Here is a 25212-nt window from a genome sequence, read left to right as displayed (position 1 = left end):
CGTGGTTCCATAGTCGCGATATATCGCAGGCATTTACGCCGGCGGGGTCGCACCGTCCGCAGCCGGAGGAACAATGGAACAGAGCGCGTGGACCGTCACCGGTCCCCAGACCATCGACGTCGACGGCGTCCGCTCGCTCAAGCTCGGCATAGTCCGCGGCCGCTTCGACATCGTCACCCATGACGAGGAGGTAGCCCGCATCGAAGTCTCCGAAATCGAAGGCGATCCGCTAGCGGTCAGCCTCACAGACGGCCGGCTCGAGGTGCGGCACCAGCTGCACGGCCCGCAGGGGTGGTTCAAGAACCTCATGGGCACGGTCAGCAACAACTCCGCCAACTCGGTGGTCATCAGCATTGCACTGCCGGCCGGCGTCGACGTCGAGACCGGCAGCGTCAGCGGCGACGGCATGGTGTCCGGCGTTACCGGCCACACCCGGCTGAACACCGTCTCCGGCTCGGTCCTCGCGGACGGCACCGCGGGCGAACTCGCAGTGAGCACCGTCAGCGGCGAAGTAATCGCCCGCAACCATCAAGGGGTGCTGACGGCCAAAAGCGTCTCCGGCGAGGTCACGGCGTCGGGCGACTTCAGCAACATCCGTGCCAACACCGTCAGCGGCGACCTGAGCTTCGACCTGCACGGCTTCACCCAGGATTTCGGCGCAAACTCGGTTTCCGGCGACGTCACCATCCGGGTGCCGCACGACGTCGGCGTGGACATCATCGCGAAGTCCGCCAGCGGCACGGTCGTGATCGACGACCAGAAGTACGCCCAGCCCGGCGGCACCGTGCAGACCATCGCCGGACCCGACACCAAGCTGATGCTGGTGCGCACCAACTCCGTGTCCGGGAAAACCTCGATCTTCCACGGCGGACCGGGCGCGGACACCGAAGCGGGCCTTTGATGGCGCCGGTCTTTGCCCACGGCGCGCTTCGGCTGTATCTGCTGGCCCTGCTGGAGTCCGGCCCCAAACACGGCTACGAGCTGATCAAGGCGCTCAGCGACCGCTTCGGCGGCACCTACTCCCCCAGTGCCGGCACCATCTATCCGCGGCTGGCCAAGCTCGAGGAGGAGGGGCTCGTGGCCACCCACACGGAAGGGCGGCGCACCAACTACAGCATCACGCCGGCGGGACTCGTGGAGCTCAACGGGCGGCGCGAGGAACTGGCCGGCGTCGAGAACGACATTTCCGCCTCGGTCCGCCGGCTCGCCGACAAATTGCGGCAGGACATCCGAGTGAACATGCAAGGACTGCGCGCGGACCTCGCCGCGACGGCCGAAGCCGCCCGCACCACGGTCCGCAACGCCGGAGCCCCGGCGGGGGTGCGCTACTCCGAGGACAGCGACCGCAGGCTGCGGGAGGCCGAGATGCTGGTGCAGTCCTTCCGGGACGACATTCGGATCGAGCTGCGCCAACACGCGGGCGCGGGCCCAGTCACCCCGGTCACCCTTGAAACCGTCAAGACGGTCCTGGACCAGGCCCGGATCTCCATCCGGAACTCACTTCGGGGATGAGACCCCTCGGGCCCGCTCCGGTTCGCGGCCGGTCCGCTGATGTGGGAGACTTGAGGGCAGCTCTTTTGAGTACCAAAATTAAGGAGGCCAGCTATGAGCAAGCGTGCACGTAAACGTCGTGACCGTAAGCGTGGCGGCGCGAACCACGGTAAGCGCCCCAACGCCTGAGCCACGGCTTGGATTTATAGCTTTAAGCGAAAGACCCCGGAAGCCTCTCGGCTTCCGGGGTCTTTCGGTGTCAGTTGGCGCTCAGGCCCCGGCCTCAACCGGGCGGATCGAGTGGATCCGGTCCAGGATCGAATTCTTCAGGTTCTCCGGTGCCGCCTCGGTGCAGGAACGCTTCACCATGATGCGGATGACGCATTCGAGGTCATACTGCTCGTGGCACTCCGGGCAGTTGTCCAGGTGGTCCTTGATCTCGGCTATATCGTCGTGCGTGAGGGCGCCGTCGAGGTATTCGTAGATGCGCTGCATCCGCGTGTCGTCGCAGTCGCCCAGTCCCTGGCAGTCGCTCATTTCCTGTTCTCCTGATTGTTGCGTTCGGCCGCTGCGGCGGGGACGCCCGCGGCCTTGAATCCCCGCTCGGCCGCATAGTCCGCCAGCATGTCCCGCAGCATTCTCCGGCCGCGGTGCAGCCGGGACATGACGGTCCCGATCGGGGTGTTCATGATGTCTGAAATTTCCTTGTACGCGAAGCCCTCGACGTCGGCGAAGTAGACCGCCAGCCGGAACTCCTCGGGGATCGACTGCAGGGCCCGCTTGACGTCCGAATCCGGCAGGTGGTCCAGCGCCTCAGCTTCGGCCGAGCGCAGCCCCGCCGAGGTGTGCGACCCGGCGCGGGCCAGCTGCCAGTCCTCGATGGTGTCCGAGTTGGACTGCAGCGGCTCACGCTGGCGCTTGCGGTACAAATTGATGTACGTGTTGGTCAGGATCCGGTACAGCCAGGCCTTAAGGTTCGTTCCCGGCTTGTACTGGTGGAACGCGGAGAACGCCTTCGTGTACGCCTCCTGGACGAGGTCCTCTGCGTCCGCGGGATTCCGCGCCATCCGCATGGCCGCGGAGTACAGCTGGTCCACATACTGCATCGCATCCCGCTCGAAGCGGATGCGGCGCTCGTCCGTGGTCTCTGCGTCGGTGTCCAACGGCTTGCCGGTGCCGTCAGCCGCCACGGTTTCCGCGGCAGTTCGTTCCGCGACGGTATCGTCCACGGCTGTGGTGTCGTGCGTGGCCGCAACGGCCGGATCCTTGGTGCTCATTGCGTTCAAGTCTACTGTCACCCAAGGGCGGGCGCTCAAAGCTCCGGTCAGGCCCAAGGCCCACGGACCGGCGGGCACCGCTTCCAGCAGTGCGGTTTCTCTCAGCAGAACCAAACTTCCCCCATCCCTTAAACTCCTGCCGCGCGCTCCTGCAACAGGCTTCTGCACCACGATTGGGCGCTACCTGCACAACCCCACGGAACGGGCAAATATTCCGCAAAAGTGCAAGACTAGAACCGGTTCTCCCGCACAGCATCCGCGGTTCGTCCATCCAGGAGGAAACTCATGTCAGTTGTCCGCTTTCTCGCCCGCCCCATGCTCGCCTCCAGTTTCGTGCTGGCAGGCGTGGACAAGCTCCGGAATGCGGATGACACTGCCACCCAGCTGTCTCCACTGCTGCGCCGTGCCGCCGAGTCGTTGCCCTTCCAGACCAATGAGTTGGTCCTGGCCCGCGTGATCGGCGGCACCCAGGTGGGCGCCGGCGTCTGCTTCGCGCTCGGCAAATCCGCCCGCCTCGCCGCCACCGTCCTCGCCCTGATCTCGGCACTGAACGGCTTCGTCGAATGGCGGAGCGCGGACATCTCCTCCAAGGAGGGCCGCGACGCCCGGCGCAAGCAGCTGCTGAAGAACGTCTCGCTGACGGGTGGAGTATTGCTGGCATCGGTGGACACCGCAGGCAAGCCTGGCTTGGCCTGGCGTGCCGAGCACCTCGCGGCCGACGCCCGGAAGACTACGGCGCACCTGACGTCCGATGCCCGGAAGACCACCGGCAAAAACCTGTTGAAGGCAGACAAGGCCGTCCGCAAGGCCGTCGACCACGCAGTCGGAGCCTAAGACGGCAATGACTCGCACCACCACCGCCGCAACGGCACCGTCCCTTCCGGCCGGCGGCGGTCCGCACTGGCTCGCGCCGTTCGCGGACCGTGCCGTGGACGCCACCGTCTCGGTCCCGGGTTCCAAATCCCTGACTAACCGGTACCTGGTCCTGGCCGCCCTTGCGGACGGTCCTTCCCGCTTGCGGGCACCGCTGCACTCCAGGGACTCCGCCCTCATGATCGGCGCCCTGCGCCAGTTGGGGGCCACCATTACCGAGGTGCCCGGCGACGGCGCCTACGGCCCGGACCTCGACATCACCCCCATGAGCTTCGCCGCAGCCGCAGACACCGCAATCGACTGCGGACTGGCCGGCACCGTCATGCGCTTCGTGCCGCCGGTGGCCGCGTTGCGCCGCGGCACGGCCCTGTTCGACGGCGACCCGCATTCGCGCAAACGCCCGATGGGCACCATCATCGAGGCCCTGGCCGGCCTCGGCGTCGCCGTCCGGGCGCCCGACGGCGGACCGACGACGTCCCTGCCGTTGACCGTCGGGGGCACCGGAGAGGTCCGCGGCGGCCACCTCGTCATCGACGCCAGCGCCTCGTCCCAGTTTGTCTCCGCCCTGCTGCTGGCCGGTGCGCGCTTCCGCGAAGGGCTCCACCTCGAACATCAAAGCAGGGAACACGCCGGCGAGCCCGTGCCCAGCCTGGACCACATCAACATGACGGTAGCCGTGCTCCGCGGGGTCGGCGTCAGCGTCGACGACTCCGTCCCCAACCACTGGATCGTTTCCCCCGGTCCCATCCGCGCCTTCGACCGGCGGATCGAGCAGGATCTGTCCAACGCCGGACCCTTCCTGGCCGCGGCGCTTGCCACCGGCGGAACCGTCCGCATCCCCAACTGGCCGGCGGAGACCACCCAGGTGGGCGACCTCTGGCGCGGCATCCTCGCGACCATGGGCGCCAGCGTCAGCCTGGCGGACGGCACCCTGACCGTCACCGGCGGCCCGGAGATCAAGGGCGCCACCTTCGCCGGGACCAGCGAACTCGCTCCCACCGTCGCTGCCCTGTGCGCCCTGGCCGCAGGTCCCTCGACGCTCACCGGCATCGCCCACCTGCGCGGCCACGAAACGGACCGGCTCGCGGCCCTGGTGGCCGAGATCAACGGCCTCGGCGGCGATGCCGAAGAAACCGCCGACGGGCTCATCATCCGGCCCGCCACCCTGCACGGCGGCGTTGTGCACAGCTACGCGGACCACCGGATGGCCACTGCCGGCGCGATTCTCGGCCTCGCCGTGCCCGGCGTGGAAGTGGAGGACATCGCCGCCACGGCCAAGACCATGCCCGACTTCCCGCAGTTGTGGGCAGCCATGCTCAGCCAGGGAACCACCGCAAACAAGGACGTCGCCGTTGGCCCGCAGCACTGACTCCTGGGACGAGTCCGACGTCCGCATCCGTCCCAGCAAAAAGGGCTCCCGGCCCCGCACCAAGGACCGGCCCAGCCACGACGACGCGGTCACCGGCCGGATCATCACCGTGGACCGCGGCCGTTACACCGCCGTCGTGGGCGAAGGCACCGCTGATGAACGCACGGTCATCGCCGCCCGCGCACGGGAATTGCGCCGCAATCCGGTGGTCGCCGGCGACTTCGTCTCCCTCGTTGGCGACGTGAGCGGGGAGACCGACTCGCTGGCGCGGCTGGTCAAGATCCAGGACCGCAGGACCCTGCTGCGCCGCAGCGCGGACGACACGGACCCGATCGAACGTGCCGTCGTCGCGAACGCTGACCAGCTCGTCATCGTCGTGGCCGCAGCGAACCCGGAGCCGCGCACCGGCTTCATCGACCGCGCCTTGGTGGCCGCCTACGACGCCGGGATCGAGCCGCTGCTGCTTGTCACCAAGGCGGACGTCAAGGACCCCGCCGAACTGCTCGCCAACTACGAGCACCTCAATTTTCCGGTGATCATCTCCAGAACCGCGGATTCGGCCGCATCCGGCATCGATGCCCGGTCCGACGACGGCCTGTCCGCCCGGTTGGACAAGGTCGCGGTCTCGCAGCTGCGGGCCTGCCTGGACGGTAAGGTCACCGTCATGCTGGGCCACTCCGGCGTCGGCAAGTCCACCATGGTGAACGCGCTCACCGGGGCCGAACGGGCCACCGGCGGCGTCAACGCGGTCACCGGCCGCGGCCGGCACACCTCCTCTTCGGCGCTGGCGCTGAAGGTGAACGACGCACCTGCCGGCAGCTGGATCATCGATACTCCCGGCATCCGCTCCTTCGGACTGGCCCATGTAAACCCGGACCGGATCCTGCGCTCCTTCCCGGATCTGGCGCCCGGCACCGAGGACTGCGAGCGGGGCTGCAAACACGACGCCGCAGCCGTCAACTGCGGGGTGGACGCGTGGGTACGGGCCGGCCATGCGGGCCCGTCCGGGCCGGCCCGGCTCGCCTCGCTGCGCCGGTTGCTGGGCACGGATCCGCGGATGGAAGCGCAGGAATCCAAGGAACTCGGCAGCGTCTCCTAGCAGCGTCTCCCAAACGGCGTCTCCTCGGCGGCTGCGACGTGGCCTCCCCGGCCGCCGCGCTTTTTGACGGTAGCTTGTAACCATGAGTCAACCCGCTTCGAGCTACAACGATGACCTGCGCCTTGCCCATGTACTGGCAGATTCCGTGGATTCCCAGACCATGAGCCGTTTCAAGGCCCTCGACCTCCGGATCGAAACGAAGCCGGACCTGACCCCCGTCACCGACGCCGACAAGTCCGCCGAGGAAGCCATCCGCGGTCAGTTGTCCCGTTCCCGCCCGCGCGACGCCGTCCTCGGCGAGGAGTTCGGCAGCTCCGGCCACGGCTCGCGCCGCTGGATCATCGACCCGATCGACGGCACCAAGAACTTCGTCCGCGGAGTCCCCGTCTGGGCCACGCTGATCGCGCTCGTCGATGAGGGCGAACCCGTCGTCGGCGTCGTCAGCGCACCCGCGCTCGGCAAACGCTGGTGGGCGGCCAAGGGCGCCGGCGCGTACATGGGCCGTTCCCTCGCAGCCGCCACCCGGCTGAAGGTCTCCAACGTCTCCCAGCTCGCAGACGCCTCCCTGTCCTACTCGAGCCTGGGCGGCTGGAAACAGCGCGGCAACCTCGACGAGTTCCTCGGCCTGACCGAGGAAGTCTGGCGCACCCGCGCCTACGGCGACTTCTGGTCCTACTGCCTGGTGGCCGAAGGCGCCGTCGATATCGCCTGCGAGCCGGAACTCAACCTCTACGACATGGCGGCACTGGTTCCAATCGTGACGGAGGCCGGCGGCCGCTTCACCTCGCTCGAGGGCGAGGATGGCCCCTTCGGCGGCAACGCCCTGGCCACCAACTCGATCCTCCACTCTGAGGTCCTCAAGCGCCTCAACCCGGGGCTCGACGACCTGCTGTAGCGGGCCCGCTCCAGGGAGGGCCGGCCGCGCCGTGCCGTAACATAACGCTTCACAATCCGGACTTCCCTTTTCGGTTCGGCCGGCCATGTCTTAGGCTCGGTGCAGGTCACGAGTGCCAGCGCTAAACCCCGGTTTGCTGGCCGGCAACCCTCCATTCGCGGCGGGGTGCCCCGGGTGACGACCTGGCCGGTCCGGAGCGGACACGGCAAGCGCGGATCCCTGTCAGCGGGGTCCTTTTCAAGCGAGGTCCCATGACGACTGCCACCATCCCCACCCACCCCGCCGGCCCGGAGCTTTCCGCGGCACGCTTCGACGCCGCCCGCCGGCCCCTGTCCGCGGTCTCCGGCGCCGAAATCCCGGCCCCGCTGATCCAGGGCGGCCACGTCCGCTACGCGAACCTGGATTACGGCGCCTCGGCCCCGGCCCTGTCGGTGGTCTCCGCGTTCCTGAATGAGATCCTGCCGTTCTACGCCAGCGTCCACCGGGGCGCCGGTTACGCTTCCCAGCTGAGCACCTCGGTGTACGAAAACGCCCGGAACATCGTCCGCGGCTTTGTCGGCGGACGCCCGGACGATTCCGTAATCTTCACCCGGAACACCACCGACTCGCTGAACCTGCTGGCCGGCTGCCTGCCCGTTGCCCACGGCCGGCACACGGGCGAGGTGCTCTACCTGGACATCGAGCACCACGCCAACTTGCTCCCCTGGCAGGGCGTCCCGCACCGCAGCGTGGTCGCAGCCCCTACCCTGGCCGGCACCCTGGCGCGGCTCCGTCGGGAGCTCGCCCGCGGCGGCGTAAGCCTGCTCGCTGTCACCGGCGCGTCCAATGTCACCGGCGAAATCCTGCCGATCCGTGAGCTCGCCGCCCTCGCGCACGAATTCGGCGCCCGGATCGCCGTTGACGCCGCCCAGCTGGCCCCGCACCGCCGTATCAACATTGCCGCGGACGACGTCGACTACCTGGCCTTCTCCGGCCACAAGCTCTACGCCCCGTTCGGCGCCGGCGTGCTGGTCGGCCGGCCGGACTGGCTCGACGCCGGCACCCCGTACCTGGCCGGGGGCGGCGCCGTGCGGGACGCGCGGCTGGACAGTGTCAGCTGGACCACCGGGCCGGCCCGCCATGAGGCCGGATCGCCGAACGTCCTCGGCGCGGCCGCGCTGGCCCGCGCCAGCCAGGTGATCGAGGCACTTGACGAGCAGCAGTGGCACGCCCACGAGGATGCCATCCGCTCCTTCCTGGTCGAGGGGCTGCAACAGATCGAAGGCGTGAGCGTGCACCACATCTTCGAGGACACCGCACTGGCGGACGGCCCCGGGACGATCGGGGTCGTAAACTTCTCGGTCGCCGGATACGACGCCGGCCTGGTCGCCGCATATCTGTCCGCGGAACACGGGATCGGCCTGCGCGACGGCCAGTTCTGCGCGCACCCGCTGCTGAAGCGGCTCGGTCTGCCGGCCGGTTCGCTCCGCGCCAGCTTTGGCCTCGGGTCCCGGCTCGATGACGCCCGGCGGCTGCTCGCCGGGCTCCAGGAGCTGCGGCGGAACGGCCTCGGCTGGGACTATGTCGTGGACGCCGGCCGCTGGGTGCCGGCCAACGACACCCGCAGCTACCCGCAGTGGGCTCCCAACACGCCGGGCACGGCCGGGGCCGCGCCCTGCACGCTCGACTAGCAACGGGAGCGGCCGGCGTCGGGAGCCGCTAGCACCGGGAGCGTCCTCGCCCGCCGCGTGCGGTAAATTCGATAGGTACCCAGCTTCAGCTGCCGAAGGAGATCGCACGTGGCACGGGGCGGCCCCAAATTGCACCAGGACCGGCGGCGGGAGCTTGGCCGGAGCTTCCTGGACGGCGGCGAGCACTACGACCGGGTCCGGCCCGGCTACCCCGAGGACTCAGCCGACTGGCTCGTGCCGGCGGCGGCCAGCGACGTCGTCGACCTGGGGGCGGGGACCGGCAAGTTCACGGCCCTGCTGGTTGCGCGGGGGCTCCGGACCGTGGCCGTGGACCCGTCGCCGGACATGCTGGGACAGCTGCGCCGGGCCCTGCCGGGCGTGACCGCGGTCGAGGGCACCGCCGAACACACGGGCCTGGCGCCGGCGGCGTACGACTTGGTTACAGTGGCACAGGCCTGGCACTGGTGCGATCCACTGCTGGCCAGCACCGAGGTGGCGCGGATCCTTCGCCCGCACGGCGTTCTCGGCCTGATCTGGAACCAGCTCGACACCTCGGTCCCCTGGGTGCACCGGTTGTCCCGGATCATGCATGCCGGCGACGTCCACAAACCGGACTTCAAGCCGCCGTTGGGCCCCGGATTCACCGGGCTGGAGAGTCATCTCACCCGCTGGGAGGAGCCCGTGGGCACGCAGGACATTCTGGAACTGGCGAAGTCACGCAGCTACTACCTGCGCGCCGGCGAGGACACCCGTGCCAAGGTGCTCGGCAACCTTGACTGGTACCTCCACACGCACCTGGGGCACGACGGCGGGGAAATCCTGCTGCTTCCCTACCTGACGCAAAGCTGGCGCGCCACCAAGGCCTGAGGTGGCGCCCGCATTGCGCGGAACAGCGGCCGCGCCTAGTATTTCGGTGTACCTAACTTTTCGATATAGGCCGACAGGAACTTTCATCGGAGCCCGCAGTGCTTGACGTCACCGGACACGAACCCCCGCCCGCAGGGCAGCCGCCTGTCCGCAGGGTCCGGGGCCGACGCCGCGCCCTCCTGGGACTGCTCGGCCCGGCGTTTGTCGCTGCCATCGCGTACGTGGACCCCGGCAACGTGGCCGCCAACCTCACCGCCGGGGCGAAGTACGGTTACCTGCTGGTCTGGGTGCTCGTCGCCGCCAACGTCATGGCCGTGCTGGTCCAGTACCAGTCCGCCAAACTCGGCATCGTCACCGGCAAGAGTCTTCCCGAGATCCTCGGCGAGCGGCTCAGGCCGGCCTCGCGCAGGGCCTTCTGGGTCCAGGCCGAAATCGTGGCCGCGGCCACCGACCTGGCCGAGGTGGTGGGCGGTGCGGTGGCCCTGTACCTGCTCTTCGGACTTCCACTCCCCCTCGGCGCCATCATCGTCGGCGGCATGTCCATGGCCTTACTTGTCGTGCAGGGCCGCAACCAGCAGCGGCCCTTCGAGTTCGTCATCATTTTCCTGCTGGGCATCATCACCGTCGGATTCCTGGCCGGGCTCTTCATCAGGCCGCCAGACCCGGGCGGCGTCCTGGCCGGCCTGGTGCCCGGCTTCCAGGGGCCGGACACGGTGCTGTTGGCCGCGAGCATGCTCGGCGCCACCGTGATGCCGCACGCCATATATGTCCACTCGGCGCTGTCCCGGGACCGGCACCGCCCGGACCCGCACCTGCATGTCCCGCCCCATGCCCTCGCCCGGCTGGTCAAGGCCACACGCTGGGACGTGATCGTGGCGCTCGCCGTCGCGGGCATCGTCAACATCGGCATGCTACTGCTGGCCGCGTCCACCCTGTCCGGCGTTGACGGAACGGATACCATCGAGGGCGCCCACGCCGCCATTACGGCCAGCCTCGGCCCGGTGATCGGCGTGGTCTTCGCCGTCGGCCTGCTCGCCTCCGGCCTGGCCTCCACCTCCGTGGGCTGTTACGCCGGCGGCACCATCATGCAGGGCCTGCTCAAGATCCGGATTCCGCTGCTGACGCGCCGGCTGCTCACCTTGATCCCCGCTATCGTCCTGCTGTCCGTCGGCTTCGACCCCACCTGGGCCCTCGTGCTCAGCCAGGTGGTGCTCAGCTTCGGGATCCCCTTCGTCCTGGTCCCGCTCGTGGTGCTGACCAGCAGCAAGTCCTTGATGGGAGGATTCGTTGACGGGCCGGCGCTGCGCACCGCCGCGATCCTCAGCGTGATCCTGGTGGTCGCTCTGAACCTGGTCCTGCTGTGGCTCACCTTTTCCGGTGCCGCCGGGCGGTAGGCTTGGGGCCGTGAAGACCAGTCCGCCATCCTCCTCGATCGAGGACTACGTCAAGGTCATCTATTCCTTCACGGAGTGGCAGGACAAGCCCATCAGCTCCACGCAACTGGCCCAGCGCCTGGGCGTGGCCAATTCATCGGTCTCCGAGATGGTCCGCAAGCTCAAGGACCAGGGCCTGGTGGACCACAAGCCGTACAGTGCCGTCACCCTGACCGACGATGGCGTCCGGCTGGCCCTCTCAATGGTCCGGCGGCACCGGCTGATCGAGACCTTCCTGGTCCAGGAACTCGGCTACCGCTGGGACGAGGTCCACGACGAGGCAGAACTCCTTGAACACGCCGTCTCGGAAACCTTCATCGAGCGGATGGCAGCGAAGCTGGGAAACCCCGTCCGGGATCCCCATGGCGATCCGATTCCGGCCGCCGACGGCTCGGTCCTGATGCCGCCGGCTTACCGTCTGAATGAGCTCGACGACGGCCATACCGGCCGGATCACCCGGATCAGCGATGAAAATCCGGAATTGCTGCGCTATCTCGCCGCGGAACGGATCGACCTCGACGCCGAGGTCGAGGTTGTAGGCCGGAAACCGTTCGGCGGCCCGATCGTAGTCCGCGTCAGCAGCCGCAGGGAGTCACGCGACCTCGACCTCGCCGATGGGGTGGCCTCCGCCCTCTGGGTGCACAGCGACTCGCCCCACCCCGGCTGCAGTGTCGCGGGCGCTGAATGAGGACGCTGCCCGAGCGGCGCCCGGCCGCAGTGTCCGGAGTTCCGGGCTGGCGGGCGTGGGCGGCCGTCGCCGTCGGCGGTCTGATCGGCACGGAGTTGCGCTACGGTGCGGGGCTGGTCTTCCCTGAGTCGGCCGGGGCCGTGCCGTGGACCACCCTGTCGATCAACGTGGTTGGAAGCTTCGTGCTGGCCGCCCTGACCACCTTCTGGATCACCCGGCCGGGGACCGCTTTCTGGCTCCGGGCCGGCCTAGGACCGGGGCTGCTCGGCTCCTTCACCACCTTTTCGGCGCTGGCCCTCACCTTGGACCAGCAGATCCATGACGGCTTCCACGCTCTCTGGCTGGCCTACCTGGCGCTGTCCCTGGTTTTGGGACTCGGTGCGTCGGCGGCTGGCTGGAAGTCGGGCAAGGTGCTCGCCGGCCTGCGGGACGGCGCGCAGTGATCACCGCACTGCTAGTGGGGATTTTCGGGATTACCGGCGCCCTGCTCAGGTTCGCGGTGGATTCCTGGTTTGCGCACCGGCATGGTCCGCATCCGCACTGGCCCTGGGCCACCCTCACCGTCAACGTCACAGGGTCTTTCATCATCGGTTTGTCCCTAGGGATCACGCCGCACCTGGGACTCGGACCGGAGTGGCAGGCCGGCGTCGCCGGCGGCCTGGCGGGCGGCCTGACCACCTTCAGCTCCTGGGCCACCGCCACCGTCAGGCTGGTCAGCGAGGCCCGGTATCGGGCAGCCGCAATTAACCTGGGAGCCAACCTGGCGGCCGGCCTCTCCGCCGCCGCCCTCGGCATCTTTCTGGTCTCTTAGGCCGGCCGGTCCGGTCAGGCCGATGCGGCGTCCGCTCCCCCGGCTTCCGGGGCTTCCGGAGCTTCCGGGGCTTCCGGGGGCGGGTTGCGGATCCCGACGGCCGATGCCACGGCGCCCGCGATGAACAACCCGGCGGTGACTGCCGCCGTGGCGTGCAGCCCCGACGTCGTAATCATGGGTCCGGTGATGAGCCCGGCGAAGGCGATGGTCACCAGCCCCGCGATGCGGGATACGGCGTTGTTCACGGCCGACCCGATCCCCGCCTCTTCCGGATGCACGGCGCCCAGGATCGCCGCGGTCAGGGGCGCCACGGTCACCGCCAGTCCGACGCCGAAGATCACCAGACCGGGGAAAGCCTCGGAAAAGTACTCAAGCGGCAGGCCGATGCCCAGCAGCATCAGGAAGCCTGCCGCGCACAGCAGCGGCCCCGCCGTCATGAACCAGCGCGGACCGTAGCGGCCGGAGAGGGCCCCGACCCGCGCGGACAGCAGGAGCAGGATCAGGGTGGAGGGCAGCAGGGCGAAGCCCGCGGCGGTGGCGCCCAGACCAGCGACCTGCTGCAGGAAGAGACCCAGAACGAAGAAGCCAAGGTTCAGCGCCCCGTAGATGACCGCGGTGGCGATATTGCCCCAGCCGAAGTTGCGGATAGCGAAAAGACGCAGCGGCATCATCGGCGCCGGGGTGCGCCGCTCGTGCAGCAGGAACCCGGCGAGTCCGGCAACGCCGAGGACCAGCGGCAGCCAGACCTGCGGGGAGCCCCAGCCAAGCGCCCCGCGTTCGATGAAGGCGTACACGATGCCGCCCAGTCCGATGACCGCCAGGACGGTGCCCGTAACGTCTATCGTGCTGCCGGGCGCGCGCGCCAGGTCCTGGGTACGCAACCGGCGGAGCGCCGGCCACACCGCCACCGCCGGCACGATATTGAGGAAGAAGATCACCCGCCAGGTGAAGACATCCACGGAGATGCCCCCGAGCAGCGGGGCGGCGATGATGGCCCCGGAGGTCCAGGCGGACCATTTGCCGATCGCGGCGGACTGGGCAGGCCCGCTGAAGACCGACACGATCAGGGCCAGCGAACTGGGCACCAGCAGGGCCCCGGCGACGCCCTGCAGGCCACGCGCCACAATGAGGGACTCACCGCTCCAAGCGAGCCCGCAGAGCACGGAGGTAGCGGTGAAGCCGGCCAGGCCCCATTGCAGGATCCGTACCCGGCCGAACTGGTCAGAGAGGGAGCCGGCCACGAGGATCAGCGCCCCCAGGGTCAGCAGGTAGGCGTCCACCACCCATTGCTGGACCACCAGCCCGCCGCCGAGCTCACGGCCAATTGCCGGGAGGGCAAGGTTGACCACCGAGCCGTCGAGGAAGGCGATGAAGGACGCGACGATCGCCACGTACAGCACGCGCTTCTCGAGGCCGGTCAAGGCCGCGGCGGGGGTGCGGGACATGGCTGCTGCCTTCCTCACGGCCGTCCCGGCTCTCTGGCTGTCTGCCTGGCTGTTATCCGCCTGGTGGGGGCCGGGTACGGAATGAGCCTAGCACCGGCCGGCGCCGGTGCAGCGGCGGGCCGGACGGGGCCCGGGATCCCGTAAAATTGCAGGATGGTTACGAGACGTGAAGCTGCCCAGGCCCTTGATATTCCGCTGGAGATGGCCCACCGTCACGGCATTCCATCCCGCCTGTCCGACGCCGAACTTGGCGAACTGCTGGACAGCCCGCCGGCCTGGCTCCTCCAGTCCAGGGCCAACCGGACGGGCAAACGCCCGGTCTGGGTTCAGCTGAGCTGCGCCGTTTGCGGCTTCTCCGAGATGGCGAGACCGAAGAAGTGGTGGCCGGATTTCACCTACGTCTGCTGCGCCCACCACGCCCCCTACGAACGGCCGGACCTGGCTGCAGGGCTGGTCCGCAGCGAATATGAGGGTGTGGGGAGCCGCTTCGTCGGCATCGTGGACGTCTCAGTGCCCGAGGCGTAGCCTTAAAAGCACGGGCTCATCCCGGGCCCCCATTTTTTAGGGAGCGCGAAATGCCTGACAAGTCGCCGCACCGGCACCTCACGAAGAAGCCGGTCAAAACCATCAAAGAAAAACGGGTCGATAAGAAGACCAAGCACATCGTGGACGAGCACACCGATCCGGTGGCGCACATCAAGAAGCGCTGACCGGCTCCTGCCCGGCAGACCGCCGTCGGCGCGGTCGGATGCCTCGAAGACAGCAAAAAAGGCCGGAAGCTGATGCTTCCGGCCTTTTTGCTACGGGGTGGAGTCCCGTTGCCGGGGCTCCGTATGTGGAGATGGGGGGAATTGAACCCCCGTCCGATGTCGTGTTGTCAGGTCTTCTCCGGGCGCAGTTTGCGTCGGAATTTCTCGGCCCCAGCCATCCTGCAAACAGGTGGCTGATCCGGGCCCAGTCATCTAAGAGTCCCGTTCACCCCGATGACGGAGGTAAACAGCAGTGGCTATCTAAATGACGCCAGGATCCGGGGCAATAGCAACCTCGGGCTGACGGACTGTCTTACTGCTTAGGCAGCGAGAGCGAAGTCAGTGCGTTTTGATTCGGCACTTATTGGTTTGCAGACAGCGTTTACGAGATAATTCTGCATCCTCGGCCCGCTTCACCTGTCGCGACTAACATCGTCGAAACCGATCATCCCCGTATTTTTTTATCAACCTTGCTTCAGCAAGCCGGACCTGAACCTATCGGTTCCTTCCCGGACTACCAAGCATAACGCATGCCTGCCGGGAATCATTCCCGGCTTGCGGTCCTGGCGCTACTTCCGGTTACGCTCACGCATGACGCGCAGGGCCTCGCGCTTGTCCTGCTGCTCCCGCAGCGTCTGCCGCTTGTCGTATTCTTTCTTACCGCGGGCGACGCCGATTTCCACCTTCGCGCGGCCGTCAACGAAGTACAGCTGCAACGGCACGATTGTGAAACCCGACTCGCGGATCTTATGCGAGATCTTGGTCAGCTCCTCGCGGTGCAGGAGCAGCTTCCGACGCCGGCGGGCGGCATGGTTGGTCCAGCTCCCCTGGTGGTATTCGGGGATGTGGATGCCCTCCATCCACAACTCGTCGTTGTAGAACGTGCAGAATCCGTCCACCATGGAGGCGTGCCCCTCGCGCAGGGACTTCACTTCGGTACCCATGAGTGCGATGCCTGCTTCATAGGTATCCAGGACGTGGTAGTCGTGCCGGGCCTTGCGGTTGGTGGCCACTACCTTCCGGCCACTTTCTTTCGGCACGGTAGAACTCCTCGGATCTGTTGATGGCTGACTCCGGCCGGGTTGGCGCGGAGTACTCCAGTTTAGAGCAGACCCATCGGATCGACTGCCCTGCCGTTGACCCACGTCTCGAAGTGCGAGTGGCAGCCGGTGGAATTGCCGGTGGTACCGGAGTAGGCGATCAGCTGGCCCTGGCTGACCTGCTGGCCATTCGAGACCACCACGGAGGTGTTGTGGTAAAAGATCGTGGTCAGCGAGTTGCCCTGCACAACGCCGTGGGAGATCTTCACGTGATTGCCGCCGCCGTCGTTCCCCCACCCGGCCGAATAGACGGTGCCGGCTGCCGGGGCGTAGACCGGGGTCCCGCAGGCGGCGCCGAAGTCGATGCCGGTGTGCATGTAGCCGCCCTGGCCGTAGAAGTCGATGGTGCCCGGCGGCGTCGCGCGCCAGCCGAAACCCGAGGTGATCGGGACACCGTTAAACGGGCTGCGCAGGCCGAAGGCCGACACCGGGCCCGGGGCCGCGGGAACGTAGGGCGCCGGCTTGGCCTCTATCTGGCCCTGGGCGCGGGCGGCTGCCGCAGCCGCGGCTGCCGCCGCTTCGGCGATGCGCCGCTGTTCGGCTTCCCAGGCCTCACGCAGCTTCCTGTCCCGTTCGACGATTTCCGCAGCGACGGTATCCTGCTGGGCCTTCACCTGCGCGATCTGATTCTGGATGCCCGGCTTGGCCGCCTCGAGTTCGCCGTTGAGGCGGGTGGTGTCGGCGACGAGTTTGTCCACCTGGGCTTTCCTGCCTTCGGCCTCGTCGCGTGCCGTCTTCTCACGGGCCAGCGCGGCGTCGGCCTTAGTCTTGAGGTCCGTAATCTCGGCCTCAACTGCCTGGAGGCGGGCCTGGGAATTCACGTTCGTGGCGTTCTGCTGGGTGAGCTTGTCCATCGCGGAGTTCTGGCTGCGCAGGGCCTGGTCCGCCAGGTCAATCGTGTCGGTCAGGCTGCCGCTCTTGTTCGAGCCGAAGAAGAGCGCCAGGTTGGACGGCACCCCGCCGGACTTGTACGCCTGCGTGGCAATCTGGCCGATCAGCTTCTTGGTGCCGGTCATCTTCTGCTGGTCGGTTGCCAGCTGCTGGGTGATCTTGGCTTTGTTCTGCTGCGCCAGATCCACGCGCGCGGCGAGGGCTTCCACCTCCTTGACGGCGCCGGCCACACGGCCCTGCGCATCCAGCAGCGCCTGCTGGGCGCCGGGAAGCTGCCCCTGATAGAGGACCAGGTCGCCGGCGGCCTTGGCGATCCGGGCATCTACGAATTCCAGTGACTGCTGGGCGCGCGCGGCCTCGGCGTTGAGGGCTGCCTGCTGGTCCTCGAGGCTGTCCGCGAAGGCCACCGGGGTGGAGGCGCCCAGGTTGGCCGCCAGGACCAGGGCCACGGCGGCACTGATCAGGCGGCTGCGGCGGACGGCCTGCCGGTCCGGGGCCGTGCGTCGGTCCGGGGCGGCCCGTCGGTCCTTCGGTGTCATGAGCATTCCTCTTCGTTGGGCAAAGCTAAACCCTCAAGTAGCGGCGGAGGGTCAGGAGTGATGATGTCCCTGCCAGCAGGACGCCCAGGCCGATAAGGGCCGGGGCAAGAATCAGCGTCTGGGCCGGGGAAATGAAGGCCGTGTCCGGATACTGCTGGGACAGGAACTGGCCTAGGAAGAAGTGCGCCACGGCCCACAGGGTGCCGGACGCCAGGGCCGCACCGATCACGGCCGCGATCACGCCTTCCAGGATGAAGGGCAGCTGGATTACGGTCTTCGACGCTCCCACCAGGCGCATAATGCCCGTTTCCCGTCGGCGGCTGAAGGCGGAGAGCCGGATGGTGGTGGCAATCAGCAGGATGGCACAGACGATCATCACGCCGGCCACGCTGACTGCCACCAGGGAGGCGGCGTTCATCGCGGAGAAGAGCCGTTCCAGCAGCTGGCGCTGGTCGATGACGGACTCCACACCGGCCTGCGAGGAGAAGTTCTCGCTGATCACCTGGTACTTTTCCGGGTCCTTCAGGTTGATCCGGAAGGAGGCCGGGAGCTGGTCAGGGGTGACCGAGTCCACGATCGGCGAGTTGGAGAACTGTTCCTTGAAGTGCTTGTACGCCTCGTCCTTCGATTCGAACTGGAAATCGTTGACGTACTGGGCCACGGACGGGGACTGCAACAGCTTGCGCAGGTTGTCCTGCTGCTCAGGGGTCGCGGGGCCGGCGGCGCAGCCGGGCGCCGTCGAACCGTCGCTGCAGAGGAACATGGCCACCTGGACCTTGTCGTACCAGTACCCCTTCATCTGGTTGATTTGCAGCTGCAGCATGCCCGCAGCGCCCACGAAGGTCAGGGACACGAAGGTGACCAGGATGACGGAGACCACCATGGACAGGTTGCGGCGCAGGCCGCTTCCGATTTCGGAGAGGACAAAGGCGAGTCTCACAGCTGGCCCTCCCCGGTGTCATCGCGGCCGCTTGCGTCCCGCAGCCGGCGGGACTGGCCCACCACCGGGATCATCGAGGTGTACAGCGCCCGGGCCTCGTCGCGGATCACAACGCCGTTCTTGAGCTCCACCACGCGCTTGCGCATCTCGTTGACGATGTCGTCGTCGTGAGTGGCCATCACCACGGTGGTGCCGTTCTGGTTGATCTTGTCGAGGACGCCCATGATGCCCATCGAAGTGGTCGGGTCCAGGTTGCCGGTGGGCTCGTCGGCCAGCAGGATGCCGGGACGGTTGACGACGGCGCGGGCGATCGCCACGCGCTGCTGCTCGCCGCCGGACAGCTCATGCGGCAGCCGGTTTTCCTTGCCTTCGAGGCCTACGGTTTTCAGGACCTCGGGAACGGTCTCACGGATGAGGCCGCGGCTCTTGCCGATGACCTGCATGGCAAAGGCGACGTTGGCGAAAACTGTTTTCTGCGGCAGCAGGCGAAAGTCCTGGAAGACGACGCCGATCCCCCGGCGCAGCCGCGGCACCCGCCAGCTGGAAATCCTGGCCACGTTCTGGCCGGCGACATAGACGGTGCCCGAGGAAGCACGGTCTTCCTTCAGCACAAGGCGCAGGAAGGTCGATTTGCCGGAGCCGGACGCTCCAACGAGGAAGGCGAACTCGCCGCGGTCGATCTCCAGGTTGATCGAATCCAGCGCCGGCCGCGCCTTCTGGTCGTAGACCTTGGTGACATTTTCGAAACGGATCATGGCCCTAAATTCCCTGCAGGCGCCGGGCATCTTTCAGACCAGTTCTGCTGCCGGGGCGCGGGCTTTCTTTTGGGGGGAAGTAGGGCACCGGCCCTCCGACTATACGCACGGGTAACTGCGCCGGGGCCGGAAGGGCGGGGGCGTGTCGCGGGATTCTGCCGTTACTTCTCGGCGTTGCGGTTGTCGGTGCGCCAGCGGATGCCGGCGTCAATGAAGTCGTCGATCTCGCCGTCGAACACCGCCGAGGTGTTGCCCACCTCGTGTTCGGTGCGGAGGTCTTTGACCATTTGGTACGGGTTGAGCACGTAGGAGCGCATCTGGTCGCCCCAGGACGCCTTGACGTCGCCGGCGAACGCCTTCTTCTCGGCGTCTTCCTGCTCCTTTTTGAGCAGCAGCAGGCGGGACTGCAGCACCCGCAGGGCCGCGGCGCGGTTTTGCAGCTGGGACTTCTCGTTCTGCATGGACACCACGGTGCCGGTGGGGAGGTGGGTCAGACGGACGGCGGAGTCTGTCGTATTGACGGACTGGCCGCCCGGCCCGGAGGAGCGGAAGACGTCGACGCGGATCTCGTTGTCCGGGATGTCGATGGAATCTGTCTGCTCGATCAACGGGATGACCTCGACGGCGGCGAACGAGGTCTGGCGGCGGCCCTGGTTGTCGAAGGGGCTGATCCGGACCAGCCGGTGGGTGCCGGCCTCGACGCTCAGCGTGCCGAAGGCGTAGGGGGCCTTGACCTCGAAGGTCGCGGACTTCAGCCCCGCTTCTTCGGCGTAGGAGGTGTCCATGATGGTGGTCGGGTAGCCGTGGCGTTCGGCCCAGCGCAGGTACATCCGTAGCAGCATCTCGGCGAAGTCCGCAGCGTCGATGCCGCCGGCGCCGGCGCGGATGGTGACCACGGCTTCACGCTCGTCGAATTCGCCGGAGAGCAGCGTGACCACCTCGAGGTCGGTCAGCGCCTTGCGGATTGATTCAAGCTCCGTGGCTGCTTCCCCCATCGAGGCGGCGTCGTCCTCGTCCTGGCCCAATTCCACGAGGACTTCCAGGTCGTCGATCCGGGCGGTGAGCCGGTTCAGCCGCTCCAGTTCAGACTGCTTGTGCGAGAGCTTTGAGGTGATGACCTGCGCGGCGGCGGGGTCATCCCAAAGGTTCGGCTCGCCCGCGCGCTCGCTCAATTCGGCGATGTCTTCCTTCAGCGCCTCGACATTCGAAACGTTCTCGATCGAGGTGTAGGTGGCGCGCAGCGCGCGGATTTCTGCGGGAAAATCAATGTTTGCCATGGTTTTTCAAGCCTACCGCGTCAGCCGGGACCGCGCCGTCGACGTCGCTTCGATCTGGATGCCGTCCGGGACCAGGAAGTTAACGATCGGCGGGTGAACGGCTGCGCTGAGCACGACGACGGCGGTGGAACCATCAGGGCTGCCCGTCGCCGGGGAGACGGCGAGGCCGCTGAACCGGGCAAACGCGCCGTCGCGGTTCAGGTAATCAGCGGCGGTGCTGCGCACCCGGCCGGCGCTGAGGACGGCGGTGGGACCTCCGGAGGCGCTCTCCAGCTGCCCCAGGGTGAAGCTGTCGGCGGCGGCCACCGAGGCACCGTCGGCCAGGGACAGCAGCTTTTTGTGTTCGATGTAGACGCTGGACGCCGCCGTGACCACTGTGGTGACGAGCAGGGCCAGCAGCACGTACCCGATAAGCAGCACCATCAGCTGGCCGTCCTCGCCGCGTCCGCTGCCGCCGCTTCGGTGGCTGCGCGGCCGGGCGGTCACCGGAACCGGCCGACGATTTGGGTGGCGGTGGCGCTCAGGTGGCCGGCGTCGAGCCTCAGCGCGTCGCCGAACGGCACGAACGGCAGCGGGACGGTGAGGTGCACGGTGACGGTGACGGCGGTCCCGGCCGCCGAACAGTCGGCGGGATGGCAGCTGGTTTCCAGGCTGGAAGCTTCCGCCGGCTGCCCGTGGTCGGCGAGCGCCAGCAGCACTGCCTGCTCGGCGGCCGCACGTCCGCTGGCCGCGTCCGGCTGGGCGACGTAGACCTTGGCCGCTTGGTCCGCGGCACCGACCACCGCGAACGACCCGCCCTGGAGTTGGCCGATCGTGATGATGAAGTAGACCACCGGCACCATCAGCAGGAGCGAGAGGAAGGTGAATTCGACGACGGCACTCCCCCGCTCGCCGTCGTCACTGCCAGGGCTGCCGCTTCGCCCGGCGTTAAGGCCCGAGCTGGTGCTGCCGCTGGGCCCGGCGCTAGGGCTGCCGCTTGGCCCGGCGCTAGGGCTGGATGGCGGCATGGCCCTTCACCTCCAGCACTTCGCGGGGGCCGATCAGTCCGATGACGGGCAGCGGGGCGCGGACTGTCACCTCAAGCGTGCGAATGCCCCGGTAGCCGGTCTCCGTGGTGCTGACGTCCCGGGCAAACTCCGCGGTGAGAGCGACGCCGATCAGCTGCGTGGTGCGTTCTCTGGCGTCGGCGGCGCCGCGGTCGGCCAGGGTGCCGTACCGGGCGCCGGAGGCGGCGGCGTCAATCAGCGTGTTGCGGACGTGCAGGACGAGGGCGAGTTGGATGATGGCCAGGAAGAAGATCGTCAGCAACGCTCCGACTAGGACGAAATCCACCACTGCGGAGCCGCGTTGCCAGCCGTCGGCAGGTTCCGGGTCCCCTCGGCCGGCGTCCTCGGTGTTCCGGCCGGCGTCCTCCGGGTCCCGGCCGGCGTCCGCCGTGTTCCGGCCGACACGCCTTTGCCGCCCCGCCGCCTCCACCGCCTACTGCCCGACTTTTTGCATGGCCTGGTTGAAGAGCCCCTCCAGCGCCGGGCCTGCGAGCGCCAGCAGTGCTGCCACCAGAACGGCGGACATCAGAGTGATCATTACCCAGCCGGGCACGTCGCCGCGCTGGCGCGGGTCCCCGGTTCCCGGCGGCAGCGCATCCGGGATCCCTGGGGCGCCGGAGCGCCACGCGAGGAGACCCAAGACGCGGGCCATTAACAAGGTGCGGATACCAAGTGTCTTCACTAATTCCCCTTTTTTGAGTGTTGCGCTAGCTAATTCAGGTCGTACGGTTGCTCAGAGTCCCAGGCTGATGGCTGCCAGTCCCGGGAAGACGGCAAACACCACCGTCAGCGGGAGCACGCCGAAGACAAGCGGGACCATCATGGCGATTTCCTTCTTGCCGGCGGATTCCATCAGGTCGCGCTTCGCGGTGTCCCGAACGTCCTGGGCCTGCGCACGCAGGACTTCCGCCAGCGGAGTCCCGCGTTCCACCGCCACCATCAGTCCGTCGACAAAGCGGACCAGCGGCCCGAGTTCGGTGCGGGACGAGAAGTCCTGCAGGGCGTCGGCCAGCGGCTTGCCCGCACGGGTATCGGCCAGCACCCTGGCGAACTCCTTGGAAAGTTCCCCCTGGGTTCTCCGGCAGACCCGGTCCAGCGCGCCGGTGGCGCTCTCCCCCGCACTGACGGCCAGCGCCATGAGTTCGGCAACGCTGGGGAACTCCGCCATCATGCTGGCCTCCCGGTTCTTGACCTGAACCCCCAGCACGTAGTCGCGCAGCAGGAAACCGGCAACCCCTGCAGCCAGGACGATCAGCACCGCCAACAACGGATTGAACCGGCCGGATGCTCCGCCCAACAGCACGGACACCGCGGCGGCGACGAATCCGCCGGCGGCCCAGAGCAGTTGCTCCGCGCGGAAATCCACCGACGACTTCCTGCTCCCGGCCCGGGCAAGCCTGCGGTTGAGCGCCGAGGAGCCAGGGTTGAGGCGGCCCAGCGCCCGGGCCCAGTCACGGATCACCGGACGCAGGATCCGCTCCAGCGGGCCGAACGGCGTTGCGTTTCCAGGGGCCGGGCGCAGCAGGCGGGATTCCAGGGCGTGCGATCTTAGCTGCGGTCCGATCCGCTCCGCGAAGCTGATGGGACGCAGGAACGGCAGCCGTACCAGACATAGCCAAAGACCGCCGCCCAAGACGGCGCCGCAGACCACCGCGTTTGCCATTAACCCGCTCACCGGAGCACCCGCTCGTCCTGCGGCAGTGCACCGATCCGCAGCATGACGGTGTAGGAAAACAGCGAGACCAGCAAACCGCCCAGCAGCACCGCCGCACCGGCTGGCGAGTTGTAGGCTGTCACCGCCTCGGGCCGGCTGGCCAGGAGCACCAGGACAATCCACGGCGCGGCGACGGCGAGCCGGGCGGCGTTGACCGTCCACGACTGCCGCGCCTCGAGCTCACTGCGGGTGCGCGCGTTTTCCCGCAGGAATTCGGCGAGGGTCCCCAGCAGGCGGCCCAGGTCCGAACCGCCGACCTCCCGGGTCAACCGGAGCGCCTCAGCGATCCGGTCCGCCACGGGATCGGCGAGCCGTTCCTTCAGCCGGGTCAGTGCCGGGTCAAACTGGCCGCCGGACCGGTAGTCCGCACCGAAGTCGCGGAACAACGGCCGGAGCTCGGACGGCCCTTTCTCGCCCAGCTGAATCAGGGCCTCGGGCAGCGAAAGGCCCGCCCGGATCGCCGACCGCAGGTGGTCGACGACGTCGGGCCAGAGTTCGCGGAGCACGGCCGTTCTCTTCCGGGCACGCCACCTCACGATGCCCAGCGGCAACCAACCGCCGAACAGACCAAAGCAGCCGGAAATCGGCCAGGACCTGGTGCCTGCGAAGAACAGGAGGGTCACGAAGGCACCCACGCCGCAGCACGTTGCCATCAGGCCGAGGCGGCTGACCTTTTCAATGCCGGCGGCCCGCAATAGGTCCTCCAGCCGGCTGACCCGTTGCCTACGCTCAGGCGCCTGCGGCTGTTCCCAGGCAGACCACCAAACCAGGAGTAGTCCGGCACCCCCGAGCACCCCCAACAGCGGCGCCATCAGCGCGGCTCCAGCAGCGCCGCGACGTCGTACCCGGAGCGCGCGAACTTTTCCGCGGCTGGCATTGAATTCGCCCTCGGCGCCAGTTGGCCGGTGGACATGTCAAACACCATGGACGATTCGATGACGCCGTTTTCCACCCGGCGACCCAGCGAGAGGATCTCCGTGACCTGCCTGCGCCCGTTCGACTGACGGCTGCAGTGGACGATCAGGTCGATGCAGGAGGCGACGGTGGGGACGACGAAGTCACTGGAGATGTTTTGTCCGGCGAGTAACGGCAGCGTGCAGATCTTCGTGACGGCGTCGTGCGCTGAGTTGGCATGGACCGTGCACATGCCGGGCAGGCCGGAATTCAAGGCGATGAGCATGTCCAGACTTTCGGCCTCCCTGACTTCGCCGACCACCAGGCGGTCCGGCCTCATCCGCAGGGCCTCCTTGACGAGACGGCGGAGCGGGATTTCACCTTCCCCCTCGAGGTTGGCTTGCCTGCACTGCAGCCCCACAACGTCGCGGAGCGGAAATTGCAGCTCGAAGATTTCCTCCACCGTGACCACCCGCTCACGGGTGCCGATGCCGGCGGCGAGGCAATTGAGCATGGTGGTTTTGCCGGCCTGGGTGGCACCGGAGACGAGGATGTTGAGCCCGCTGGCCACCGCCGCGCCGAGGAAGCGGGCCGACTGCGGGGTGAGCGTTCCCAGCTCCACGAGGTGTTCCAGCCGGGTGGCCTTGACCACGAATTTGCGGATGTTGATGGCCCAGTGCCGCCGCGTGACATCCGGGATCACGACGTGCAGGCGGGAACCGTCCGGGAGCGCCGCATCCACGAACGGGGACGAGAGGTCCAGCCGCCGGCCGGAGCTCTTGAGCATGCGTTCCACGAGGTCCCGGACCTGCTGCTCGGTCAAGGCGACGGACGTCAATTCCGATTCGCCGTTGCGCGCCACAAAGATTTCATCGGGCGCGTTGAGCCAGATCTCTTCGATCCCGGGATCATCCAGCAAGGGCTGCAGCGCGCCGAATCCCGCCACGGCGTCGAAGACGAACCGTCTGGCGGTGTCGAGGGAGCCGATGGGAGGCAGGGGTGCCAGGAGCGCGCGCTCGTCGTAGTCGCTGATGGCCTCTTCCACGAGGCGCCGGACCTCGCCGATCTGCCGCAGCGGGTCCAGCCCTCGACGGCGGATCAGCTCACGGACCTCGTCCTCGACGATGCGCACAGCTTCCACGGAGCCCCCCAAAATGACCGCTACCCCTCCCCTGGGGCAGTGCAACTGGGGTTAAAGCTAAGGGTGCGGACCCTGTCGGGCAAGGGCCCCCAGGGTCGTCTGGGGAAAACCCACATCCAGACCCTTAACAAATGTCACACGAGTAACACCCGAAACGCCGGTTTGACGACGGCACGCCTCCGAGAGGCTCGCGCTGTCAGACCGCAGCCACCTAGTGCGGCTGGAAACGAGTGGTGGAAACAAGTGGG

30 protein-coding genes, 1 other RNA gene and 1 riboswitch are annotated in these 25212 nt (G+C 67.7%); of the genes, 15 read left to right on the top strand and 16 right to left on the bottom strand.

Annotated elements, in window-relative coordinates; all coding sequences use genetic code 11:
* Window positions 1-73 precede the first annotated feature (73 nt).
* The 3 genes from ABIB14_RS00370 to ABIB14_RS18720 all read left to right on the top strand — a co-directional run bounded on the left by ABIB14_RS00370 (window position 74) and on the right by ABIB14_RS18720 (window position 1680).
* Window positions 74-901 (top strand): DUF4097 family beta strand repeat-containing protein, encoded by an 828-nt coding sequence (locus ABIB14_RS00370; protein ID WP_354233281.1) that lies wholly within the window; start codon window positions 74-76, stop codon window positions 899-901.
* The gene (locus ABIB14_RS00365) at window positions 901-1512 is read left to right on the top strand and encodes a PadR family transcriptional regulator (RefSeq protein ID WP_354233280.1); all 612 of its coding nucleotides are present in this window, start codon (window positions 901-903) and stop codon (window positions 1510-1512) included. The genes ABIB14_RS00370 and ABIB14_RS00365 overlap by 1 nt, the downstream gene beginning before the upstream one ends.
* A gap of 93 nt (window positions 1513-1605) precedes the next feature.
* Entirely contained in the window at window positions 1606-1680 is a 75-nt protein-coding gene (locus ABIB14_RS18720) for a 50S ribosomal protein bL37 (protein ID WP_104061284.1), read from the top strand.
* Between the two features lie 81 nt (window positions 1681-1761).
* Here the strand turns inward: ABIB14_RS18720 and rsrA are convergent, their stop codons facing one another.
* On the bottom strand, window positions 1762-2028 hold the full coding sequence (gene rsrA / locus ABIB14_RS00360) for a mycothiol system anti-sigma-R factor (RefSeq protein ID WP_354233279.1): 267 nt from the start codon (window positions 2026-2028) through the stop codon (window positions 1762-1764).
* Window positions 2025-2768, bottom strand: coding sequence for a sigma-70 family RNA polymerase sigma factor (locus ABIB14_RS00355; RefSeq protein WP_502909569.1), 744 nt, complete (start codon window positions 2766-2768; stop codon window positions 2025-2027). Before ABIB14_RS00355 ends, rsrA begins: the two co-directional genes overlap by 4 nt.
* A 285-nt stretch (window positions 2769-3053) precedes the next feature.
* Here ABIB14_RS00355 and ABIB14_RS00350 point away from each other — a divergent pair, with 285 nt between their 5' ends.
* The 10 genes from ABIB14_RS00350 to ABIB14_RS00305 all read left to right on the top strand — a co-directional run bounded on the left by ABIB14_RS00350 (window position 3054) and on the right by ABIB14_RS00305 (window position 12473).
* Window positions 3054-3602, top strand: a complete 549-nt coding sequence (locus ABIB14_RS00350; RefSeq protein WP_354233278.1) for a DoxX family protein — start codon at window positions 3054-3056, stop codon at window positions 3600-3602.
* A 7-nt stretch (window positions 3603-3609) separates the two neighbouring features.
* A complete protein-coding gene (gene aroA / locus ABIB14_RS00345) occupies window positions 3610-5010 on the top strand; it encodes a 3-phosphoshikimate 1-carboxyvinyltransferase (RefSeq protein WP_354233276.1) in 1401 nt (466 codons plus the stop codon).
* A complete protein-coding gene (rsgA, locus tag ABIB14_RS00340; RefSeq protein ID WP_354233274.1) occupies window positions 4994-6109 on the top strand; it encodes a ribosome small subunit-dependent GTPase A in 1116 nt (371 codons plus the stop codon). Before aroA ends, rsgA begins: the two co-directional genes overlap by 17 nt.
* An 82-nt stretch (window positions 6110-6191) precedes the next feature.
* Window positions 6192-7004 carry a histidinol-phosphatase gene (gene hisN / locus ABIB14_RS00335; RefSeq protein ID WP_354233272.1) on the top strand — a complete coding sequence of 271 codons (813 nt, stop codon included), beginning with the start codon at window positions 6192-6194 and terminating at the stop codon, window positions 7002-7004.
* A 104-nt stretch (window positions 7005-7108) separates the two neighbouring features.
* A riboswitch (SAM riboswitch) is annotated at window positions 7109-7222 on the top strand.
* 33 nt (window positions 7223-7255) lie between these two features.
* The gene (locus ABIB14_RS00330) at window positions 7256-8674 is read left to right on the top strand and encodes an aminotransferase class V-fold PLP-dependent enzyme (protein WP_354233270.1); all 1419 of its coding nucleotides are present in this window, start codon (window positions 7256-7258) and stop codon (window positions 8672-8674) included.
* A 108-nt stretch (window positions 8675-8782) separates the two neighbouring features.
* The gene (locus ABIB14_RS00325; protein WP_354233269.1) at window positions 8783-9541 is read left to right on the top strand and encodes a class I SAM-dependent methyltransferase; all 759 of its coding nucleotides are present in this window, start codon (window positions 8783-8785) and stop codon (window positions 9539-9541) included.
* Window positions 9542-9639: 98 nt separating this feature from the next.
* Complete coding sequence (locus tag ABIB14_RS00320; protein ID WP_354233267.1) at window positions 9640-10935, top strand: Nramp family divalent metal transporter; 1296 nt, start codon at window positions 9640-9642, stop codon at window positions 10933-10935.
* A 10-nt stretch (window positions 10936-10945) separates the two neighbouring features.
* A complete protein-coding gene (locus ABIB14_RS00315; protein ID WP_354233266.1) occupies window positions 10946-11662 on the top strand; it encodes a metal-dependent transcriptional regulator in 717 nt (238 codons plus the stop codon).
* Window positions 11659-12105 (top strand): fluoride efflux transporter FluC, encoded by a 447-nt coding sequence (locus ABIB14_RS00310; RefSeq protein WP_354233264.1) that lies wholly within the window; start codon window positions 11659-11661, stop codon window positions 12103-12105. Before ABIB14_RS00315 ends, ABIB14_RS00310 begins: the two co-directional genes overlap by 4 nt.
* Window positions 12105-12473 carry a fluoride efflux transporter FluC gene (locus ABIB14_RS00305; protein WP_354233527.1) on the top strand — a complete coding sequence of 123 codons (369 nt, stop codon included), beginning with the start codon at window positions 12105-12107 and terminating at the stop codon, window positions 12471-12473. The genes ABIB14_RS00310 and ABIB14_RS00305 overlap by 1 nt, the downstream gene beginning before the upstream one ends.
* A gap of 14 nt (window positions 12474-12487) precedes the next feature.
* On the opposite strand, the gene ABIB14_RS00300 is transcribed toward ABIB14_RS00305, so the two are convergent.
* Window positions 12488-13918 (bottom strand): MFS transporter, encoded by a 1431-nt coding sequence (locus ABIB14_RS00300; protein ID WP_354233262.1) that lies wholly within the window; start codon window positions 13916-13918, stop codon window positions 12488-12490.
* A 153-nt stretch (window positions 13919-14071) separates the two neighbouring features.
* Between ABIB14_RS00300 and ABIB14_RS00295 the strand changes: the two genes are divergently transcribed.
* Window positions 14072-14443, top strand: coding sequence for a hypothetical protein (locus ABIB14_RS00295; RefSeq protein WP_354233260.1), 372 nt, complete (start codon window positions 14072-14074; stop codon window positions 14441-14443).
* A gap of 50 nt (window positions 14444-14493) precedes the next feature.
* Window positions 14494-14628 carry a hypothetical protein gene (locus ABIB14_RS00290; protein ID WP_354233259.1) on the top strand — a complete coding sequence of 45 codons (135 nt, stop codon included), beginning with the start codon at window positions 14494-14496 and terminating at the stop codon, window positions 14626-14628.
* Between the two features lie 123 nt (window positions 14629-14751).
* On the opposite strand, the gene ssrA is transcribed toward ABIB14_RS00290, so the two are convergent.
* From ssrA to ABIB14_RS00225, 13 genes are all read right to left on the bottom strand, one after another.
* Window positions 14752-15120, bottom strand: a transfer-messenger RNA (tmRNA) gene (gene ssrA / locus ABIB14_RS00285).
* A gap of 116 nt (window positions 15121-15236) precedes the next feature.
* Complete coding sequence (gene smpB / locus ABIB14_RS00280) at window positions 15237-15707, bottom strand: SsrA-binding protein SmpB (RefSeq protein WP_354233257.1); 471 nt, start codon at window positions 15705-15707, stop codon at window positions 15237-15239.
* Between the two features lie 62 nt (window positions 15708-15769).
* Window positions 15770-17197, bottom strand: coding sequence for a peptidoglycan DD-metalloendopeptidase family protein (locus tag ABIB14_RS00275; RefSeq protein WP_354233255.1), 1428 nt, complete (start codon window positions 17195-17197; stop codon window positions 15770-15772).
* 25 nt (window positions 17198-17222) lie between these two features.
* Entirely contained in the window at window positions 17223-18137 is a 915-nt protein-coding gene (gene ftsX / locus ABIB14_RS00270; RefSeq protein ID WP_354233254.1) for a permease-like cell division protein FtsX, read from the bottom strand.
* Window positions 18134-18892 carry a cell division ATP-binding protein FtsE gene (ftsE, locus tag ABIB14_RS00265; protein WP_354233252.1) on the bottom strand — a complete coding sequence of 253 codons (759 nt, stop codon included), beginning with the start codon at window positions 18890-18892 and terminating at the stop codon, window positions 18134-18136. Before ftsE ends, ftsX begins: the two co-directional genes overlap by 4 nt.
* A 161-nt stretch (window positions 18893-19053) precedes the next feature.
* The gene (prfB, locus tag ABIB14_RS00260; protein ID WP_354233250.1) at window positions 19054-20169 is read right to left on the bottom strand and encodes a peptide chain release factor 2; all 1116 of its coding nucleotides are present in this window, start codon (window positions 20167-20169) and stop codon (window positions 19054-19056) included.
* 12 nt (window positions 20170-20181) lie between these two features.
* Complete coding sequence (locus ABIB14_RS00255; protein ID WP_354233249.1) at window positions 20182-20655, bottom strand: pilus assembly protein TadG-related protein; 474 nt, start codon at window positions 20653-20655, stop codon at window positions 20182-20184.
* Entirely contained in the window at window positions 20652-21176 is a 525-nt protein-coding gene (locus ABIB14_RS00250) for a hypothetical protein (RefSeq protein ID WP_354233248.1), read from the bottom strand. Before ABIB14_RS00250 ends, ABIB14_RS00255 begins: the two co-directional genes overlap by 4 nt.
* Window positions 21157-21504, bottom strand: coding sequence for a TadE family protein (locus ABIB14_RS00245; protein WP_354233526.1), 348 nt, complete (start codon window positions 21502-21504; stop codon window positions 21157-21159). The genes ABIB14_RS00250 and ABIB14_RS00245 overlap by 20 nt, the downstream gene beginning before the upstream one ends.
* Before the next feature lie 144 nt (window positions 21505-21648).
* Window positions 21649-21897, bottom strand: a complete 249-nt coding sequence (locus tag ABIB14_RS00240) for a hypothetical protein (RefSeq protein ID WP_354233246.1) — start codon at window positions 21895-21897, stop codon at window positions 21649-21651.
* A 51-nt stretch (window positions 21898-21948) separates the two neighbouring features.
* Window positions 21949-22878, bottom strand: coding sequence for a type II secretion system F family protein (locus ABIB14_RS00235; RefSeq protein ID WP_354233244.1), 930 nt, complete (start codon window positions 22876-22878; stop codon window positions 21949-21951).
* A gap of 8 nt (window positions 22879-22886) precedes the next feature.
* A complete protein-coding gene (locus ABIB14_RS00230) occupies window positions 22887-23741 on the bottom strand; it encodes a type II secretion system F family protein (RefSeq protein WP_354233242.1) in 855 nt (284 codons plus the stop codon).
* The gene (locus ABIB14_RS00225) at window positions 23741-24964 is read right to left on the bottom strand and encodes a TadA family conjugal transfer-associated ATPase (RefSeq protein ID WP_354233240.1); all 1224 of its coding nucleotides are present in this window, start codon (window positions 24962-24964) and stop codon (window positions 23741-23743) included. The genes ABIB14_RS00230 and ABIB14_RS00225 overlap by 1 nt, the downstream gene beginning before the upstream one ends.
* Between the last annotated feature and the right edge of the window lie 248 nt (window positions 24965-25212).

The sequence above is a fragment of the Arthrobacter sp. UYEF3 genome (assembly GCF_040546245.1).
Lineage (GTDB): Bacteria > Actinomycetota > Actinomycetes > Actinomycetales > Micrococcaceae > Arthrobacter.
The sequence above is the reverse complement of the archived record's forward strand: the minus strand, read 5'-3'. Positions and strand labels throughout refer to the sequence as shown.

Coding starts and splice junctions, on each gene's coding strand:
- ABIB14_RS00370 (WP_354233281.1), top strand. CDS start 74: ATGGAACAGAGCGCGTGGACCGTCACCGGTCCCCAGACCATCGACGTC.
- ABIB14_RS00365 (WP_354233280.1), top strand. CDS start 901: ATGGCGCCGGTCTTTGCCCACGGCGCGCTTCGGCTGTATCTGCTGGCC.
- rsrA (WP_354233279.1), bottom strand. CDS start 2,028: ATGAGCGACTGCCAGGGACTGGGCGACTGCGACGACACGCGGATGCAG.
- ABIB14_RS00355 (WP_502909569.1), bottom strand. CDS start 2,768: ATGAGCACCAAGGATCCGGCCGTTGCGGCCACGCACGACACCACAGCC.
- ABIB14_RS00350 (WP_354233278.1), top strand. CDS start 3,054: ATGTCAGTTGTCCGCTTTCTCGCCCGCCCCATGCTCGCCTCCAGTTTC.
- aroA (WP_354233276.1), top strand. CDS start 3,610: ATGACTCGCACCACCACCGCCGCAACGGCACCGTCCCTTCCGGCCGGC.
- hisN (WP_354233272.1), top strand. CDS start 6,192: ATGAGTCAACCCGCTTCGAGCTACAACGATGACCTGCGCCTTGCCCAT.
- ABIB14_RS00330 (WP_354233270.1), top strand. CDS start 7,256: ATGACGACTGCCACCATCCCCACCCACCCCGCCGGCCCGGAGCTTTCC.
- ABIB14_RS00310 (WP_354233264.1), top strand. CDS start 11,659: ATGAGGACGCTGCCCGAGCGGCGCCCGGCCGCAGTGTCCGGAGTTCCG.
- ABIB14_RS00300 (WP_354233262.1), bottom strand. CDS start 13,918: ATGTCCCGCACCCCCGCCGCGGCCTTGACCGGCCTCGAGAAGCGCGTG.
- ABIB14_RS00295 (WP_354233260.1), top strand. CDS start 14,072: ATGGTTACGAGACGTGAAGCTGCCCAGGCCCTTGATATTCCGCTGGAG.
- ABIB14_RS00290 (WP_354233259.1), top strand. CDS start 14,494: ATGCCTGACAAGTCGCCGCACCGGCACCTCACGAAGAAGCCGGTCAAA.
- ABIB14_RS00275 (WP_354233255.1), bottom strand. CDS start 17,197: ATGACACCGAAGGACCGACGGGCCGCCCCGGACCGACGCACGGCCCCG.
- ftsE (WP_354233252.1), bottom strand. CDS start 18,892: ATGATCCGTTTCGAAAATGTCACCAAGGTCTACGACCAGAAGGCGCGG.
- prfB (WP_354233250.1), bottom strand. CDS start 20,169: ATGGCAAACATTGATTTTCCCGCAGAAATCCGCGCGCTGCGCGCCACC.
- ABIB14_RS00250 (WP_354233248.1), bottom strand. CDS start 21,176: ATGCCGCCATCCAGCCCTAGCGCCGGGCCAAGCGGCAGCCCTAGCGCC.
- ABIB14_RS00235 (WP_354233244.1), bottom strand. CDS start 22,878: ATGGCAAACGCGGTGGTCTGCGGCGCCGTCTTGGGCGGCGGTCTTTGG.
- ABIB14_RS00230 (WP_354233242.1), bottom strand. CDS start 23,741: ATGGCGCCGCTGTTGGGGGTGCTCGGGGGTGCCGGACTACTCCTGGTT.